This is a genomic window from Streptomyces sp. NPDC048643 (assembly GCF_040650615.1).
In the GTDB taxonomy this organism is placed as follows: Bacteria; Actinomycetota; Actinomycetes; order Streptomycetales; family Streptomycetaceae; genus Streptomyces.
The window spans coordinates 146,779-161,660 of record NZ_JBEZHO010000007.1; the positions used below are offsets into that span (position 1 = coordinate 146,779).

Sequence of the window (14,882 nt, forward strand, 5' to 3'; positions counted from 1 at the left end):
CCGGGTCCGAACGGTCGCACAGAAGCGACAGCTGCATATGGCATCAGGCTTCAGCCTCCACCGTGGCGGTACACGATCTCGCCGTCCGCGCCGAGGCCACCCGGCAATCCGTCCGTGTTCAGATGCCGAGCAGCAGCTCGGCGTTGCGGTGCGCGATGTCGCGCTTGGCGTCCGCGGTCAGCTCACAGTTCTCCAGGAAGCTGCGGGCGCCCGCGTTGCCGACGAAGGGGTAGTCGACCGAGTAGATCATCCGGTCGGTGCCCAGGACATCGGTGCAGAAGCGCAGGTGCGGTGTGGTGAACATGCCGCTGGGGGTGTAGTAGACGCTCTGGCGGACGTACTCGCCGATGGTGCGATCGAGTCCGGTCGCGTGCCGGGGGAGTGCCTCGTCGAGCCGGTCCAGGAACCAGGGGATCATCTCGCCCCAGTGCCCGAGGACGAACTGCAGGTCCGGGTAGCGGTCGAGTACTCCGCTGAGGACGAGGTGGAGGAAATGGATGCCGGATTCGTTGTGCCATCCCCAGGCGGCGGTGGCGAAGCGGGTGGCGACCACGGGGGCGAGGCCCGCCTCGTAGTTGGCGGCGCTGGTGCCGCGGGTGGGCGGCGCCGGGTGGAGGTAGATCGGGACCCTCAGCTCGGCGGCCGCGCGCAGGATGGGGTCGAAGCGTTCGGCCGACAGGTACTCGTCGTCGGTGCGGCCGTGGATGAGCGTGCCGACGTGGCCGAGTTCCTCGACGGCACGCTTGAGTTCGGCCGGTGCCTGGTCCGGTGCGGAGGTGGGCAGTGAGGCGAAGGCGGCGAAGCGGTCGGGATGGCGTCGGCAGGCTGCCGCCAGCCGGTCGTTGACACCTCGTACCAGTTCAGGTGCCACGTCTGCCGGCAGGAACTGCGTGGTCAGATTCGACAGCACCTGCATGTCGATGCCGTGCGCGTCCATGTCGGCGATGCGCCCGGCGTCGAGGTCCTCCAACTCCTCGGGGGTGGGACAGTAGGGCAGTCCGCTCGCGGGAGAGTACGCCGTCCCGAAATGCGGGCTCACGTACGCCGCGCGCCCGGCCGATGCCTGCGCGACCACGGGGTCGAACGTGTGCTCCTCGATGGTGATCAGCTTCATGCGGCGTTACGCTCCAGCTTCCGCGGAGAGCCAGGCGAAGGCCGACTCCTTGATCCGACGTTCCAGTGCGCTGCCCCGAGTCGCGAAGGTCCGCTCGACGGGGAACCCGCTCTGGTCGAGCAGGTAGGCCAACGCGCCATACTCGCTGGGGTACTTGGCCACCATATTGTCGTCGACATCGGTGACACCGGCGGGGAAGGTGAAGGTCGCGAAGTCGTACACGCTCTTGCGGTCGGCGATGCGCCAGACACCGTCCCGGCGCTCCACCCGGTCGATGAAACGATTGTGGCCGTTGCAGCCGAGGCCGAGGCTGCCGTTCTCGACGACGATCACCGCGTTGGTCTCGGCGACTGCCCGGCTTCCGTCGGCGGAGAACGTCACGTACGGGGCGGTGATGAGGTGCTTGGTCCGCAGATCGGTGGAGGCCATGCGCGCGGACGCGTCGACGAAGTCGGCGGCCGGACCCTCGAACCAGGTGATCTCGATCCGGGCGCCGGGGTGGAAGAGGTCCCGCAGGCGGTCCCATCGTCCCTGATCACGGTGGATCCAGCCGGTCATGAGGTCGGCGATGTCCTGGCGGTCCTGAAGCGTCGGTGTTGTAGGCATATCTGAAGTCTGCGCCCGCAGCATCGATAGATCCAATTGATAGATCTGATCTATTGTTCGTTAGGAACGATCGGAGAGGCCGCGTGGAACTTCGACACCTGCGCTACTTCGTGGCGGTCGCCGAGGACCGCCACTTCGGACGGGCGGCCGCGCGGCTGCACGTCACCCAGTCGACGCTGAGCACCCAGGTGAAGGCACTGGAGCACGAGGTGGGAGGCCCGGTCTTCGTCCGCACCAGCCGCCGGGTCGAGCTGACGGAGGCGGGAGAGTTGCTCCTCGTCGAGGCCCGACGCACGCTGAGGCAGGCCGATCGGGCCTTGGACGTCGCCCGCCAGTCGGTCAGAGGTGAGACCGGCGCGGTACGCATCGGATTCTCCGGTATCGCGGTGCTCGAAGGCGGCCTGGCCACGGACCTGCGCCGCTTCCACCTGGCGCACCCGCGTGTCGAACTGCATGTGAGCGAACTACCGCCCGCCGCCCAGGTGCAGGGCCTGCGCGAGAGCAGCCTCGACATCGGATACAGCCCCGACAACGGACTCGGCGACGTGGCCGATCTCCTCGTACGGCGAGGACCGCGCACGACCCTGTCGATCGCCGTACGCCACGACCACCCGCTGGCTGCCGCCGCCTCGATCTCGCCCGCCGACCTGGCCGGCGAGAACGTCGTCGTGTACGCGGCCGACGAGGACGACGACAGCGTGCTCGACCGGCTGGGGACAGAGCAGTGGGCAGCCGTCCATCGGGTGACGGGTACCCTCGGCGCGCTCGTGCTGGCCTCGGCCGGTGTGGGAGTGGCCGTCGTCCCCACCGCCACGGAGCGCATCGGACTGCCGGACCTCGTCTACCGGCCCCTGCGTGACATGGCGGCCGAGGTCGAGGTGGTGACGCTCAGCCGCCCCGACGAACTCGCCGGCGCGGTGCGCGCATTCGTCAGCTCCTGGGACCGGACCGTCGTCCAGGTCAGGCGGTCTTGAGCGGAAGCTGCAGGTACGAGGCGCGGTCACCACCGGTGTGGATGATGTGCCGGCCGCTGTTGGCGGGCTCGTACTCGCGAATCCCGGGCATCATCGTGCCGAGCAGCGACCGCCCGCTGATGACGAGCCGAAGCTGTTCGCCGGGTCGGAAGGTGAGGCCGACCGGCAGGAGGTCGATCTCGACGTCGACGACCTCGCCGGGGGAGAGCTTCTCGACCCGGTCGAAACTGTGAGCAGGAACGTCGTCGGTCGCCAACTCCTTGTCCAGGTGGCGCATCGAGACGCGCAGCCGTCCGTCGGAGCCCTTGTACCGCAGGATGGAGGCGCCTCGCTCGGTGACGTCCTGGGCGAGCGCGCCCCGGTTGAGCGCGGTGAACGCTTGAAGCGGTGTGCCCTGGGCGTCGAGCTTCTGCACCAGGACGAACAGATCCATGTCGTCCGAGCCGTCCCCCTCGACCCACAGGTGTGCTTTCGGATACCCGACCAGAGTCGTCTCCTCGTCGAAGCGGGTCACGAAGGACACCAGGTCCGGGTTGGACACGACGGCGTACCCTGCCGTCGCCTCGACGGTGGGCATGGCCGTCGACAGGGTCCGGGTGCGTCCGTCGAGGTAGTACTTCGTCGACGTGGTGCCGGCCGGCGGGAACTGATCGGCCGGGACGTTGGTCTGGTCCCCGCCCTGCAGGTCGAGGAGGGAGTAGCGCACGCGGGGCGTCCGCTCCCAGCCGTTGTCCACTCCCTTGAGGGTGTGGTCGAAGAAGCGGCGCAGGTCCTCGACGTTGGCTTCGTCGTAGTAGTCGGGCCATTCCTGGCTGTTGTGGACGCGCAGCCACTTGTCCTCGGACGCCATCCGGCGCCAGGCACGGAACGTACCGGCCGTGTGCAGGGTGTTGGAGTAGCTGGCGACGACGTACGCCGGAACGTTGATCTTCTCGAACTGCGGGATCTTGTTCTCCCACAGGTCGTCCATCAGCGGGTGGTGCTCGGCCTCGGTGAGGATGTCTTCCTTGCGGGCCTTGCCGAAGTAGCTGTTGTCCTGGAGTTGCCGGGCGAAGCCGGTGTCGGGCATGCCGCCGCGGAGCACCAGGTCACGGTAGACGTCGCTGACGCCCTCCCACGGGTTGATCGCGGCCAGGTGCGGCGGCTGCTCGGCCGCGGTGAACCACTGGGAGACCGCGAGGTACGACGTGCCGCTCATCGCGACCTTGCCGGTGCACCAGTCCTGGACGCCCAGCCACTCGATCAGGTCGTAGCAGTCCCGGCCCTCCTGGCGGTCCCAGATGACACTGTCGCCCTCGGAGTTGGCCACGCCCCGGATGTCCGGGTTGCAGATCGCGTAGCCGTGCGCGCACCAGTAGGCCGGGTCGGGACCCTCGAACTTCTCCAGGCCGGAGACGATGCCGTTGTCGAGGCCGACCATGCCGAAGATGCCCATCACGCTGGCGGACGTGCCCTGGCCCTTGCCGTACGGGCTCCAGGCGACGATGACCGGTACGCGTTCGGCCCCGGCGGGGCGGAAGACGTCCACGTAGATCGTGACGCCGTCACGGAGCGTCACCGGGACGTCTTTGTCGAGGACGATGTCGACAGGCAAGGGCTTGAACGGTGGAGCGATCTGGGAGCCCGCCTTCAGGGTCCGCGTTCCGGGTTCGAAGTCGCTCAGGATCCCGTACCGGGCGCCCGGCTCCAAGGGCTGGGAGGGCGTGAATACCTGCTGGCCGTCGCTCATGGTGCGCTCCTCGCATCTCTCCGTCCGAGGACGGGCTCTGCCGACATTTCGAGCGTAAGCCTGCGGCCAGCGAAACTCAACGCTGTTGAGTTCTTTGACCTGGGTAACTTGGGAGCATGACTGCGCCTACCAGCTCCGCCTCCGCCACCCGACGCGGGCGTCGGCCGGGAGCGAACACGACCCGGCAGGCGATCCTTAGCGCCGCCCGCGCCCGTTTCACCGCCGACGGATTCGCCCGGACCACCGTTCGGCAGGTCGCGGCTGACGCCGGCGTCGACGCGTCATTGGTGATGCAGTTCTTCCGGTCGAAGAGCGAGCTGTTCGCCGAGGTCATGTCCGTCCCCGCTGAGGCGTTGACCCACTTCAGCGAAGCGTTCGCGGGGACGGACGACGGGCTGGGGGAGCGGGTGGTCCGAGCCTTCCTCGATGTGTGGGAAGTGGATTCCCGGACGTCCGAGCCGCTCATGGCGATGCTCCGCGGCGCCGTCGTGAACGACCAGGTGAACGAGCAGCTGCGCGAGTTCATCCAGGCTCGGTTCTTCGCCGCCGCTGTCGCCTCACGGGGCGCCGACGGCGACGACGTGATGCTTCGTGCGGGGATCGTCTCGTCGATGCTCGTCGGCCTGGTGGTGGGACGAGGCGTGGTCGGCGTCCCCACGCTCGCCGAGGCGGAGCGTGAAAAGCTGATCATGCTCGTCGGGCCCGCCGTGCAGAGCGTGCTGGTCCCGATGCCGTAGCCCGGGGGCGAGGAGGGGACGGCTGCATGACGGCGATCGACGGCCGCATGTGTGTCGAAGGGCGACGCGAAGTTCTTCCATCCGAATGGAAAGAGGCCGCCGATCGGCTGTAACGCTCCGGAGTTGTGCCCGGGATCGGACTGATGGACCCCGATCCGGAGGGGCTCGCGAGCGCCGCGGCCCGGTTCGATCTGCACCTCCTTGAGGTCGAGGACGCGTACAAGGGGTATCAGCCTGCGAAGCTCGAGCGCTACGGCGACACCATGTTCGTCGTGCCGCGCCCCGCCTCGCACGATGACCGGCGCGAGAGCGTCCACTTCGGCGAGGTCCACCTGTCCGTCGGGCCTCAGATCGTCATCACCGTCCGGCATGACGCCGTGCCGGACCTGTCCGCTGGCCGTGACGCCCTCGAAGCGGAGCCGCTGGGCCTCGGCAGCCCTGATCCTCATCCCCAGGTGCTCATCCCGTCACCCTCGCCTGTCCGACACGGGGCACGCGTCTCCGGTTGATAGTTAGAGGACTATGTGTTTGACTTCTAACTGTTGCAAGGTGAGGGATTCCCCGCGCGAATCCGGTGGCAATTCCACCTGGGCCGGTGGCCCGGCATCGCAGGTGGCTCCCGCGTGCGTGCGGTCGAATCACAGGAAAGGAGGCATCTTGGGTCGCTGGCAGACAGGCTGGATGCAAGCGGTCGCGGACTTTCGTGACCTTGACAGGGCCGGTGCCGATGAGACGCTGCGCGTGCATGTGGTGTCGGCGGTCGCCGGCGAGCGCGCACGGGTGAAACTGAGCAATCGCTTCGGTTCCGGGCCCTTGAACGTGGGGGCGCTTTCCGTCTCGGGAGGAGGTCAGGCGGTATCCGCCCGGTTCACGGGGCGGACAGACGTCACGGTGCCGGCAGGCCAGGAGTGCTGGAGCGACCCGCTCGATGTCGCGGTCCAGCGTGGCGGCAAGGTGACGGTCGACCTGTACCTCCCGACGGTGTCGGCCCACGCGACGGGCAACTACTCGCGGATGTTCATGGAAGTCTCGGAGGCGGGCGACCACGTCGGCTCGTCCGACTTCCCTGCGGTCGAGCTCCCTACCATCGAGGCCCCCGACGGCAGTCGCCTCCCCCTGCCGGTGCCCTTCGTCTGCGGCTTGGAGGTGTTCGGGCCCGAGGTTCCGGTGACGGCTGTGTGCCTGGGTGACTCGATCACAGCCGGCGGCTGGCCCGAGGGCGCCCAGGAACTGCTCGCGCCGCGGCTCGATGTGGTCATGTTGAATGCGGGCATCGCCGGGAACCGGCTGCGGACCGATCCGGCCGCGTCCATCGCCTCGTTCGGTCCGTCCGGGGTATCGCGCTTCGAACGCGATGTCTTGTCCGTCGCAGGGACGAGCGACGTCGTCATCGCGCTGGGGACCAACGACCTGGGACTTCCTGGCGCCGCCGCGCCCCTCGCGGACCTGCCCTCGGCCCAGCAGATGATCGATTCGTACCGGCGTCTTTCCGCCCGGGCCGTGGAGGCGGGACTCGACGTGACGATCGCGACGATCACGCCGTTCCTGGGATCGGAAGGGTACGACGACAGCCGGGAAGAGATCCGGAGCGTCGTGAACGACTGGATCCGTACGGCGGCGCCTCACCACGTCGACTTCGACGCGGTACTCCGGGACGCGCAGAACCCCCGGCGACTCGCGGAGGCGTACGACTCTGGCGACCATCTGCACCCCAACACCGCGGGTACTGCTCGGCTGGCGCACGCCATGGCGGCACATTTGGCGCGCCGTCACGGCTTCGCCGTCGACTGAGCCCACGGGCAGGCACCTGAACCATCCGAACCACAAGAGATCAGGAGATCGACATGCACGAAAAGCAGCCGGGATTGGTCATGCGACTCAAGGCCAAGCCTGGAAAGGCGGACGAACTGTTCGAGCTGTGCCACGTGATGCACTTCAACGACGACCCGGACGGGCCCGTCGACTGGGTGCTCAGCCGCTCGGACGAAGACCCGGACATCATGTGGGCCTTCGAGTTCTACCGGGACGACGAGTCGATGAACCGCCACTACACGAACCCCGAACTGGACGCCGGGCACCAGCGGGTCATGGACCTTCTCGCCGAGGGCGTCGAAGAGTGGGGGGTGCGGGTGCCCGTCCACATCGTCACTTCCAGCTGAGCGCGCGGGTGATCCGGTGCTGACTCCGGGGACCGGAGGTGTGTCACCTCGCCGGTCGGCAGGGTTGACAGCCCTGGCCGCCGGCGGGGCCGGCGCCGGCCGCGACAGGATCAACCGAGATCCACGGATCGTGAACGTAACGAGAAAGGCCGTCAGGGCATGCAGCAGGAAAATCCCACTCTGACCATGATCCGAGAGTTCGTGGCACTCGGCCGAGCGGAATTCGAGCGCCCGCGCTCGCCGTCAGGCGACGACCACGGCCAGCGGAAGCTGACGGAAGGCATGACGGCGGCAGGCCCGGACGGCGAGCCCGTCCAGATGAGCGAGCCGCTGCTTCAGCTTTTGGCACCCCGGGCGCCCTACTTCGACCAGCTGGTCGAAGGCGCCCTGGAGTCCGGTGTCACGCAGATCGTCAACGTCGGCGCGGGCTATGACGACCGGGCGCTGCGCTTCCGCTCGCCCGACGCGCACTTCTACGAGATCGATCTTCCTCACGTCGTCGCAGACAAGAAGCGACGGCTGGACGCATCCGGCCTCGACACCCGCAGAATCACGCTCATCGAAGCCGATCTGGCGACAGACGATGCTGCTGCTGTGCTGGCCGCTGCCGGGCATGACCGCAGGGAGCGCTCCCTGTTCCTGCTGGAACACATCGTGCTGTTCCTGGAGAACAGTGCTGTCGACCGCCTTGCCAGGTCACTGGCCGGCCGAGCGGCCCCCGGCAGCACGCTGGCCCTGACCGCTGAAGCCCACCCGCGGGGCCTCGACTCGGCGCAGGTGCTCGCAGTGACGGATCAGGTCATGTTCGGCGGGACCAGCCCCCTGCGCACCATCCTGAGCCGCGACGCCTGGCTCGCCCTGCTGAAGAACGCCGGCTGGACCGTTCTCGACCCCGGCCACGTCACCGCCGTCGAGCACTTTCAGGTCCCCCTCGACGGCAGCACGGCTCAGATCCAGACCCAGTTCCTGACCGCTACGGCATAGAGACGGCACCCACAGGGAGGCGACCGCCGACTAGCGCTTCTGATTTTGACTGTTAGAGCCCTAATTATTAGACTGGAGGTATGGACGAACCGGGGGCTGTACCGAAGCGCGCGTTGCACGGCACCTTCGAGATGATGCGCTGGATCGTATGGGTCCAGCGCAAGGGGGGCGAGGAATGGTTCCGGGAGCGCGACCTCAGTTCCGAGCAAGCCTTCGTACTCGGATACCTGATCCAGAACCCCGGCTCGATCCAGCGTGACATCGCACGAGTGAGCCGGACGAGCGCCGCCAGCGTCTCGTCCCTGTTGAAGGGCATGGAAAGGCGCGGCTTGATCGAACGTCGCATGGAAGAGGGTGACGACCGCAGCAAGCGGGTCTTCGTGACGGCGTACGCCAGAGAGCTCATCGACGGCCTCGAACCGGTCATGACCGAGGTGGAGCAGGGAATTCTTGCGCCGCTGGACGACGCTGAGCGCGCGTCTCTGCTCGCTCTGCTCACCAAGGTCACCGCTGAACTCGGCGAGCCCACGCTCCCGTGACCCGCACCCGTTCCCATCGGCCGCCGTGGATCCAGTCGGCTTCCCGTTCCGCGAGTCGGCCTTGACCGTCTGGACACATCAGGACCCGTGATGAACGAGCAGCGCAAACTCGACAACAAGGTCACGGTCATCACCATCGGCAGCGGCGGCATCGGATTCGCCGCGGCCCGCCTCTTCCATCAGCACGGTGCCCAACTGGTCCTGGCGGCGCAGGACGAGTCCACGCTCGGCGCCGCAGCCGAGTTGCTCGGCGCCCCCGTGCGCCTGGTGGCGTGCGACCTGTCCACGTCCGCGGGCGTCGACTGCTTGATCGACGCGGTGGAAGACTACTTCGGGTTCATCGACGTTCTGCTCGTCGACGCCGGAACCGCCCGCACGCCCGATCCGCGCGATGTGGACGGCGCCGCCTTCGACCAGTACATCAATGCGCACCTCAAGAGTGCCTTCCTCACCGTGACGCGGTTCCGGGACATGCTCAACGACAATGCATCCGTCGTGCTGACGGCAGCCGCCCACCAGTGCGGTGGTCACGGCGCCCCTCTGCACATGCTCACCAGGGCGGCGCTGACCGGTCTTGCCCGCAGTCTCGCCGCCGACACCCAGCTGCTGGCCCGTGGCATTCGGGTGAATTCCCTCAGTCCCGGTTCTCTGCGCAACCCATCGATCATGTGTGAGGATCCCGCCGCCCGGCAGGCCATTGATGCCCACGTCACCGTCACCGTGCCCCTGCGTCGCCTCGGTACGACCGAAGAAGTCGCTCGCGCCGCCCTGTACCTGGCCGGTCCCGATTCGGCCTACACCACCGGTTCCGATCTTCCCGTCGACGGCGGCCTCGCCCGGCTCTGAGGCCCAGCGTTCCGCCCCTGGAGCCCTGGCGGGTGCTCTCCACGACCGAACGAGCCGGCGCACTCCACCCGGCACCTCTTCCTGCTCACGCGATACGGACGTCACGCTGCCCCCCTGCTCGACACCGAGCGCGGGGCCGGAGGCTGTCATGGAGGTGCCGCCGATCGCCGACATCGGCGTGGCAGGCAGAACATGTCCGCCTGAAGCAGCAGCAAGGTTGATGATCAAGCTCAGCTGAGGCCGGTGTGCCGCCTGTCGGAAGTGAGGAGGTAAGCGACCGCCATGTCGCTCAGTTCTTCCGCGTACCGTCGCTGGGCTGCCTCGCCCGCGGCCGGGTCCGGGCGTACGGAGTTGTGGAAGCAAGCGCCGAGCAGGGCACGGGCCGCGGTGTCCAGGGCCCGCTGCGGGTCGGAGCGGCGGATCTGGTCGGCGAAGGGGGCAGCCGCTTCGAGCAGGAGGCGGTGGACCTCGGCGATGGTGCGGAAGCCGCGGTCCGAGGGATTGGCGCCTCGTGCGCGCAGTAGCTCGGGGAAGAGATTGCTGCTGTCGGCGAAGGACTGCAGCAACGCCTGCGCGTAGGCCTCCATGATGCCGGGCAGCGACGGATCGGCCTTGCGGAGCTGCTCCGCGACGTACTCCTCACGCCGGTCGAGCATGCGCTCGGTGAGCGCGTTGATCAGCTGCTCCTTGTCCTCGAAGCGGCGGTAGATCGTGCCGACCGAGACACCGGCGCGCTCCGCGACGCCGGTCATCGTCATGTCCTCCAGGCCGGCGGAGGAGGCGATCTCCTCAGCCGCGCGCAGAACGCGGGCCAGGGTCGCGGCGCTGCGCGCCTGCTGGGGCTCCTTGTACGGCGCGGGACGGTCGTGCCGGTCAGTCATGTCCCGCATCGTATCCGCGGGGTCCCTGTGGACGTGGTTGACAAGGAGTGGGCCTCTCTGCGTAACCTCGTAACGTGAATGTGAATCTACATTCGCATCCTACTGGAGGTTCGACCATGACCGACAAGCAGACTTCCCCGGCTGTGTCCGTGACGCTCGAGTCGGGGCCCGCCGGGACCGGCAGCATCGACGACTTCGAGCTGTTCTACGCACGCCGCGCCCTGGACCGCTTCAGGGCGCGACTGGGCCGCCAGGGACTGCTGGACCTGCTGGCCGCCGACATCGAGGAGGGCAACGCGTTCCTGCGGGAGTGCGCGCGCACCTCCGACGGGGAGTTCAACGCGGGCACGACCGTGCTCCAGGCCCGCGGGATGACGTCGGCCGAGTTCCTCGCCTGGATGGACGCGGCCTTCGCGGGCGAGGACGAGCGGCCGCTCCTGGCGGCGCACCCCGAGCACTACGCGATGGGCACCGACCACATCGGGGCGCGCGTGGTGGAGAACATCGGCCCCCACGTCTGCTCGTTCTACATGGGCGGCTGGGGCACGGCCGCGATGGCGTGGGCCGAGGACGCGGACGAGCTCCTTCCGGAGTCGGAGTATCCGCGCAAGATGTCCTCGAACCTGTTCCTGGAGGACGGCACCGTCGTCGGGCGGGCGCTGATCCAGTTCGGCGACACCGCCGAAGGGTTCACCGCGAACCTGACGGTCTACTTCCCCACGTCCTGCCCGAAGGGCGTCCTGGATCACCACCTGCGGCACTACGCCGTCGAGTTCAGGAACTGGATCGTCGCCGCGGCCGAAGCCCGCGCCTGAGAGCCCGAGGGCGAGGCGCGCTGCCGGTCTCGCGGCACCGCCCACCGCGTGGACCGGCACGGTACGGCGTTCCCGGTCGCACGCCGCGGAACGCGCTACCCGACCGATCTTCGGCACGCGGCCGGTCGGCAGTGGGCCCGCGCTCGATACACCGATGAAGGAAACATCCACCATGACCCGCTCCTCCGCCTCGCTCGGCACCGGACGCAAGCTGGCCCTCGTCGTCCTCGGCCTGGCGGCCCTCATCACCGCGATGCTGTGTGCTTTCGCGCTGCCCTCGCTCCACAGTGGACCGCACCAGGTGCCCGTGGGGGTGACCGGGCCCGCGCCGGCGACGGAGGCCCTGCGGAAGAACCTCGACGGTCCGAACTGGAACGTCCGCCTCTACGAGACGTCCGCCGGCATCGAGTCGGCCGTCAAGGACGGTGACCTGGCGGGTGGACTGGCCATCACCGCCCGCGGCGTCGAGGTCTACACCGCCACAGCCGGTGGCCCGTCCGCCACCAGCGCGCTCACCGCCCTGGGCGACCGTGTGGCGGCGCAATACGAAACCAGGGCCACGCTCCATGACCTTGTGCCCTTCACCGAGGACGATCCGCGAGGGGCCGGGCTGACCGCGGCTCTGATGCCCATGATCTTCGGTGGGATCTTCCCGGCCCTGATTCTCAGCAGCGTCTTCCCGGGCCACGGTGGGCTGCGGATCCGGCTGGCCGGGGCCCTGCTGTTCTCCGTCGTGGCGGGGACGGCCCTCGCCGCCGTCCTGCAATTCGGTACGCACTCCGTCGACGGTGCCTTCGGCCTTACGGCTCTCGGGGTCATTCTCGGCATGGCGGCCATGTCCACGCTGCTCCTGGGCCTCCAGGCCCGCCTCGGCGTGGCCGGGTTCGCCTTCGGAGGCGCCCTCATGATGCTGCTGGGCAACCCCCTTTCGGGGCTGGCCACGGGCCCGCACTGGCTGCCCGACGGATGGGCGACTGTCGGTCAGCTGCTTCCACCCGGCGCCTCCGGCAGCCTGCTGCGGGCCAACGGCTTCTTCGACGGGGCGGGTGGTGGGTCCGCCGCCCTGGTGCTGATGGTCTGGGTCGTCATCGGCGTCGGCCTCGCCCTGAATGCGGACAGGCGTGGCGGGCGGACCACGCCGGCCGGCTCCACGGTGGTCGCCCGGTCGGGAAGGGCCGACGCGGCGCGTGCCGAACTCGGCGCGGCCTGAGAGCCCAGGACTCCGCCGCCGAAAGGCCAGTGGAGGCGGCCTTGGCGTCGTCGGTACTGCCGCCCGGGCCCTTCCCAATGAGTGATTCGACCGACTGAAGAGCAAAACGACCAGAGTGTCACGTGCGGGGACCGTGACGGGGGCCAGGTGCCCCGCGCGCCCAGGTGCCCGTGCGCCACGGCTCAAGGAAGAGAGTGGACATGTCTGCAGCACGTGAGAGTGGAGCCGTTGACGTCCGTGCCGCGTTCGCCGGTCTGTTGCAGGAGGAGCGCAGGTTCGCGCCGCCCGCCGACCTGGCGGCGAACGCCAATGTCACCGCGGAGGCGTATGAGCAGGCCAAGGCTGACAGGCTCGGCTTCTGGGCCGAGCAGGCCCGCCGGCTGACCTGGGCCACCGAGCCGACCGAGACGCTGGACTGGTCGAACCCGCCGTTCGCGAAGTGGTTCGCCGACGGCAAGCTGAACGTCGCGTACAACTGCGTGGACCGGCACGTCGAGGCCGGCAACGGCGACCGCGTCGCCATCCACTTCGAGGGCGAGCCCGGCGACAGCCGCGCGATCACCTACGCCGAGCTGAAGTACGAGGTCAGCCGCGCCGCGAACGCGCTGACCGAACTCGGCGTCGGCAAGGGCGACCGGGTCGCCGTCTACCTGCCGATGATCCCCGAGGCCGTCGTCGCGATGCTGGCCTGCGCCCGCATCGGCGCCGCGCACTCGGTGGTCTTCGGCGGCTTCTCCGCCGACGCGATCGCCGCCCGCATCAAGGACGCCGACGCGAAGCTGGTCATCACCGCGGACGGCGGTTACCGCCGCGGCAAGCCCTCCGCGCTCAAGCCCGCCGTCGACGACGCCGTCAGCCGGGCCGACGGGGTCGACAAGGTGCTGGTGGTGCGCCGCACCGGCCAGGACGTCGCCTGGACCGAGGGCCGCGACGTGTGGTGGCACGACATCGTCGCCGGGCAGTCGGTGGAGCACACGCCGGAAGCCTTCGACGCCGAGCACCCCCTGTTCATCCTCTACACCTCGGGGACGACGGGTAAGCCCAAGGGCATCCTGCACACCTCCGGCGGCTACCTCACCCAGGCCAGCTACACCCACCACGCGGTCTTCGACCTGAAGCCCGAGACGGACGTGTACTGGTGCACGGCCGACATCGGCTGGGTCACCGGACACTCGTACATCACCTACGGGCCGCTCTCCAACGGCGCGACGCAGGTCATCTACGAGGGCACCCCGGACACCCCGCACCAGGGCCGGTTCTGGGAGATCGTGCAGAAGTACGGCGTCACCATCCTCTACACCGCGCCCACCGCGATCCGCACGTTCATGAAGTGGGGCGACGACATCCCCGCGAAGTTCGACCTGTCCTCGCTGCGGGTCCTCGGCTCGGTCGGTGAACCGATCAACCCCGAGGCCTGGATGTGGTACCGAAAGCACATCGGCGCCGACACCACGCCCATCGTCGACACCTGGTGGCAGACCGAGACCGGCGCCATGATGATCTCCCCGCTGCCCGGCGTCACCGACACCAAGCCCGGCTCCGCACAGCGCGCGCTGCCCGGCATCGCCGCCACCGTCGTGGACGACGAGGCCAACGAGGTACCCGACGGCGGTGGCGGCTACCTGGTCCTGACCGAGCCGTGGCCCTCCATGCTGCGCACCATCTGGGGAGACGACCAGCGCTTCCTCGACACCTACTGGTCGCGCTTCGAGGGCAAGTACTTCGCCGGTGACGGCGCCAAGAAGGACGACGACGGCGACATCTGGCTGCTGGGCCGCGTCGACGACGTGATGCTGGTGTCCGGACACAACATCTCGACCACCGAGGTCGAATCCGCCCTCGTCTCCCACCCCTCGGTCGCCGAGGCCGCCGTCGTGGGCGCCGCGGACGAGACCACCGGACAGGCCATCGTCGCCTTCGTCATCCTGCGCGGCACCGCGACCGCCGAGGACGAAGGACTCGTCGCCGACCTGCGCAACCACGTCGGCACCACCCTCGGCGCCATCGCCAAGCCCAAGCGGGTCCTCCCGGTCGCCGAACTCCCCAAGACCCGCTCCGGGAAGATCATGCGCCGCCTGCTCCGCGACGTCGCCGAGAACCGGGCCGTGGGCGATGTCACCACACTCGCCGACTCCACGGTGATGGACCTCATCCAGGCCAAGCTGCCCGCCGCGCCCAGCGAGGACTGACGCCCTTCACCACGTGGCGATCTGGCTGGTCACGGAGCGGCCGGCCGGATCGCTGGGCTTGCTTGAGACTCGGGACAGCCGCGGAAGGCTCCAAGAGGA

The 14,882-nt window shown here is 68.6% G+C and carries 15 protein-coding genes; 11 read left to right on the plus strand and 4 right to left on the minus strand.

Annotation, left to right across the window (positions count from 1 at the left end; all coding sequences use genetic code 11):
- Positions 1-118 precede the first annotated feature (118 nt).
- Positions 119-1,114 (minus strand): amidohydrolase family protein, encoded by a 996-nt coding sequence (locus tag AB0C62_RS09780; RefSeq protein ID WP_362971306.1) that lies wholly within the window; start codon positions 1,112-1,114, stop codon positions 119-121.
- A gap of 6 nt (positions 1,115-1,120) precedes the next feature.
- Complete coding sequence (locus AB0C62_RS09785; RefSeq protein WP_362971308.1) at positions 1,121-1,720, minus strand: nuclear transport factor 2 family protein; 600 nt, start codon at positions 1,718-1,720, stop codon at positions 1,121-1,123.
- 83 nt (positions 1,721-1,803) lie between these two features.
- Between AB0C62_RS09785 and AB0C62_RS09790 the strand changes: the two genes are divergently transcribed.
- A complete protein-coding gene (locus AB0C62_RS09790) occupies positions 1,804-2,694 on the plus strand; it encodes a LysR substrate-binding domain-containing protein (protein ID WP_362971310.1) in 891 nt (296 codons plus the stop codon).
- Here AB0C62_RS09790 and AB0C62_RS09795 read toward each other — a convergent pair.
- Positions 2,681-4,423 (minus strand): CocE/NonD family hydrolase, encoded by a 1,743-nt coding sequence (locus tag AB0C62_RS09795; RefSeq protein WP_362971312.1) that lies wholly within the window; start codon positions 4,421-4,423, stop codon positions 2,681-2,683. The two genes, AB0C62_RS09790 and AB0C62_RS09795, sit on opposite strands and share 14 nt — an antisense overlap.
- A 116-nt stretch (positions 4,424-4,539) precedes the next feature.
- Between AB0C62_RS09795 and AB0C62_RS09800 the strand changes: the two genes are divergently transcribed.
- The 7 genes from AB0C62_RS09800 (at position 4,540) to AB0C62_RS09830 (ending at position 9,688) form a co-directional block, all read left to right on the plus strand.
- On the plus strand, positions 4,540-5,160 hold the full coding sequence (locus tag AB0C62_RS09800) for a TetR family transcriptional regulator (RefSeq protein WP_362971314.1): 621 nt from the start codon (positions 4,540-4,542) through the stop codon (positions 5,158-5,160).
- Positions 5,161-5,285: 125 nt separating this feature from the next.
- A complete protein-coding gene (locus AB0C62_RS09805) occupies positions 5,286-5,669 on the plus strand; it encodes a CorA family divalent cation transporter (RefSeq protein WP_362971316.1) in 384 nt (127 codons plus the stop codon).
- 148 nt (positions 5,670-5,817) lie between these two features.
- Entirely contained in the window at positions 5,818-6,951 is a 1,134-nt protein-coding gene (locus tag AB0C62_RS09810) for a GDSL-type esterase/lipase family protein (protein WP_362971318.1), read from the plus strand.
- 53 nt (positions 6,952-7,004) lie between these two features.
- Positions 7,005-7,319 (plus strand): antibiotic biosynthesis monooxygenase, encoded by a 315-nt coding sequence (locus AB0C62_RS09815; protein WP_362971320.1) that lies wholly within the window; start codon positions 7,005-7,007, stop codon positions 7,317-7,319.
- 159 nt (positions 7,320-7,478) lie between these two features.
- Positions 7,479-8,303 carry an SAM-dependent methyltransferase gene (locus AB0C62_RS09820; RefSeq protein WP_362971322.1) on the plus strand — a complete coding sequence of 275 codons (825 nt, stop codon included), beginning with the start codon at positions 7,479-7,481 and terminating at the stop codon, positions 8,301-8,303.
- Positions 8,304-8,383: 80 nt separating this feature from the next.
- Positions 8,384-8,842, plus strand: coding sequence for a MarR family transcriptional regulator (locus AB0C62_RS09825; RefSeq protein ID WP_362971324.1), 459 nt, complete (start codon positions 8,384-8,386; stop codon positions 8,840-8,842).
- 90 nt (positions 8,843-8,932) lie between these two features.
- Positions 8,933-9,688 (plus strand): SDR family oxidoreductase, encoded by a 756-nt coding sequence (locus AB0C62_RS09830; protein ID WP_362971326.1) that lies wholly within the window; start codon positions 8,933-8,935, stop codon positions 9,686-9,688.
- Positions 9,689-9,918: 230 nt separating this feature from the next.
- On the opposite strand, the gene AB0C62_RS09835 is transcribed toward AB0C62_RS09830, so the two are convergent.
- The gene (locus AB0C62_RS09835) at positions 9,919-10,569 is read right to left on the minus strand and encodes a TetR/AcrR family transcriptional regulator (protein WP_362971328.1); all 651 of its coding nucleotides are present in this window, start codon (positions 10,567-10,569) and stop codon (positions 9,919-9,921) included.
- 116 nt (positions 10,570-10,685) lie between these two features.
- Between AB0C62_RS09835 and AB0C62_RS09840 the strand changes: the two genes are divergently transcribed.
- From AB0C62_RS09840 to acs, 3 genes are all read left to right on the plus strand, one after another.
- Positions 10,686-11,384, plus strand: coding sequence for a hypothetical protein (locus AB0C62_RS09840; protein WP_362971330.1), 699 nt, complete (start codon positions 10,686-10,688; stop codon positions 11,382-11,384).
- Positions 11,385-11,556: 172 nt separating this feature from the next.
- Entirely contained in the window at positions 11,557-12,594 is a 1,038-nt protein-coding gene (locus tag AB0C62_RS09845) for a hypothetical protein (RefSeq protein WP_362971332.1), read from the plus strand.
- A 200-nt stretch (positions 12,595-12,794) separates the two neighbouring features.
- Positions 12,795-14,783 (plus strand): acetate--CoA ligase, encoded by a 1,989-nt coding sequence (acs, locus tag AB0C62_RS09850; protein WP_362971334.1) that lies wholly within the window; start codon positions 12,795-12,797, stop codon positions 14,781-14,783.
- The last annotated feature ends 99 nt before the right edge of the window (positions 14,784-14,882 follow it).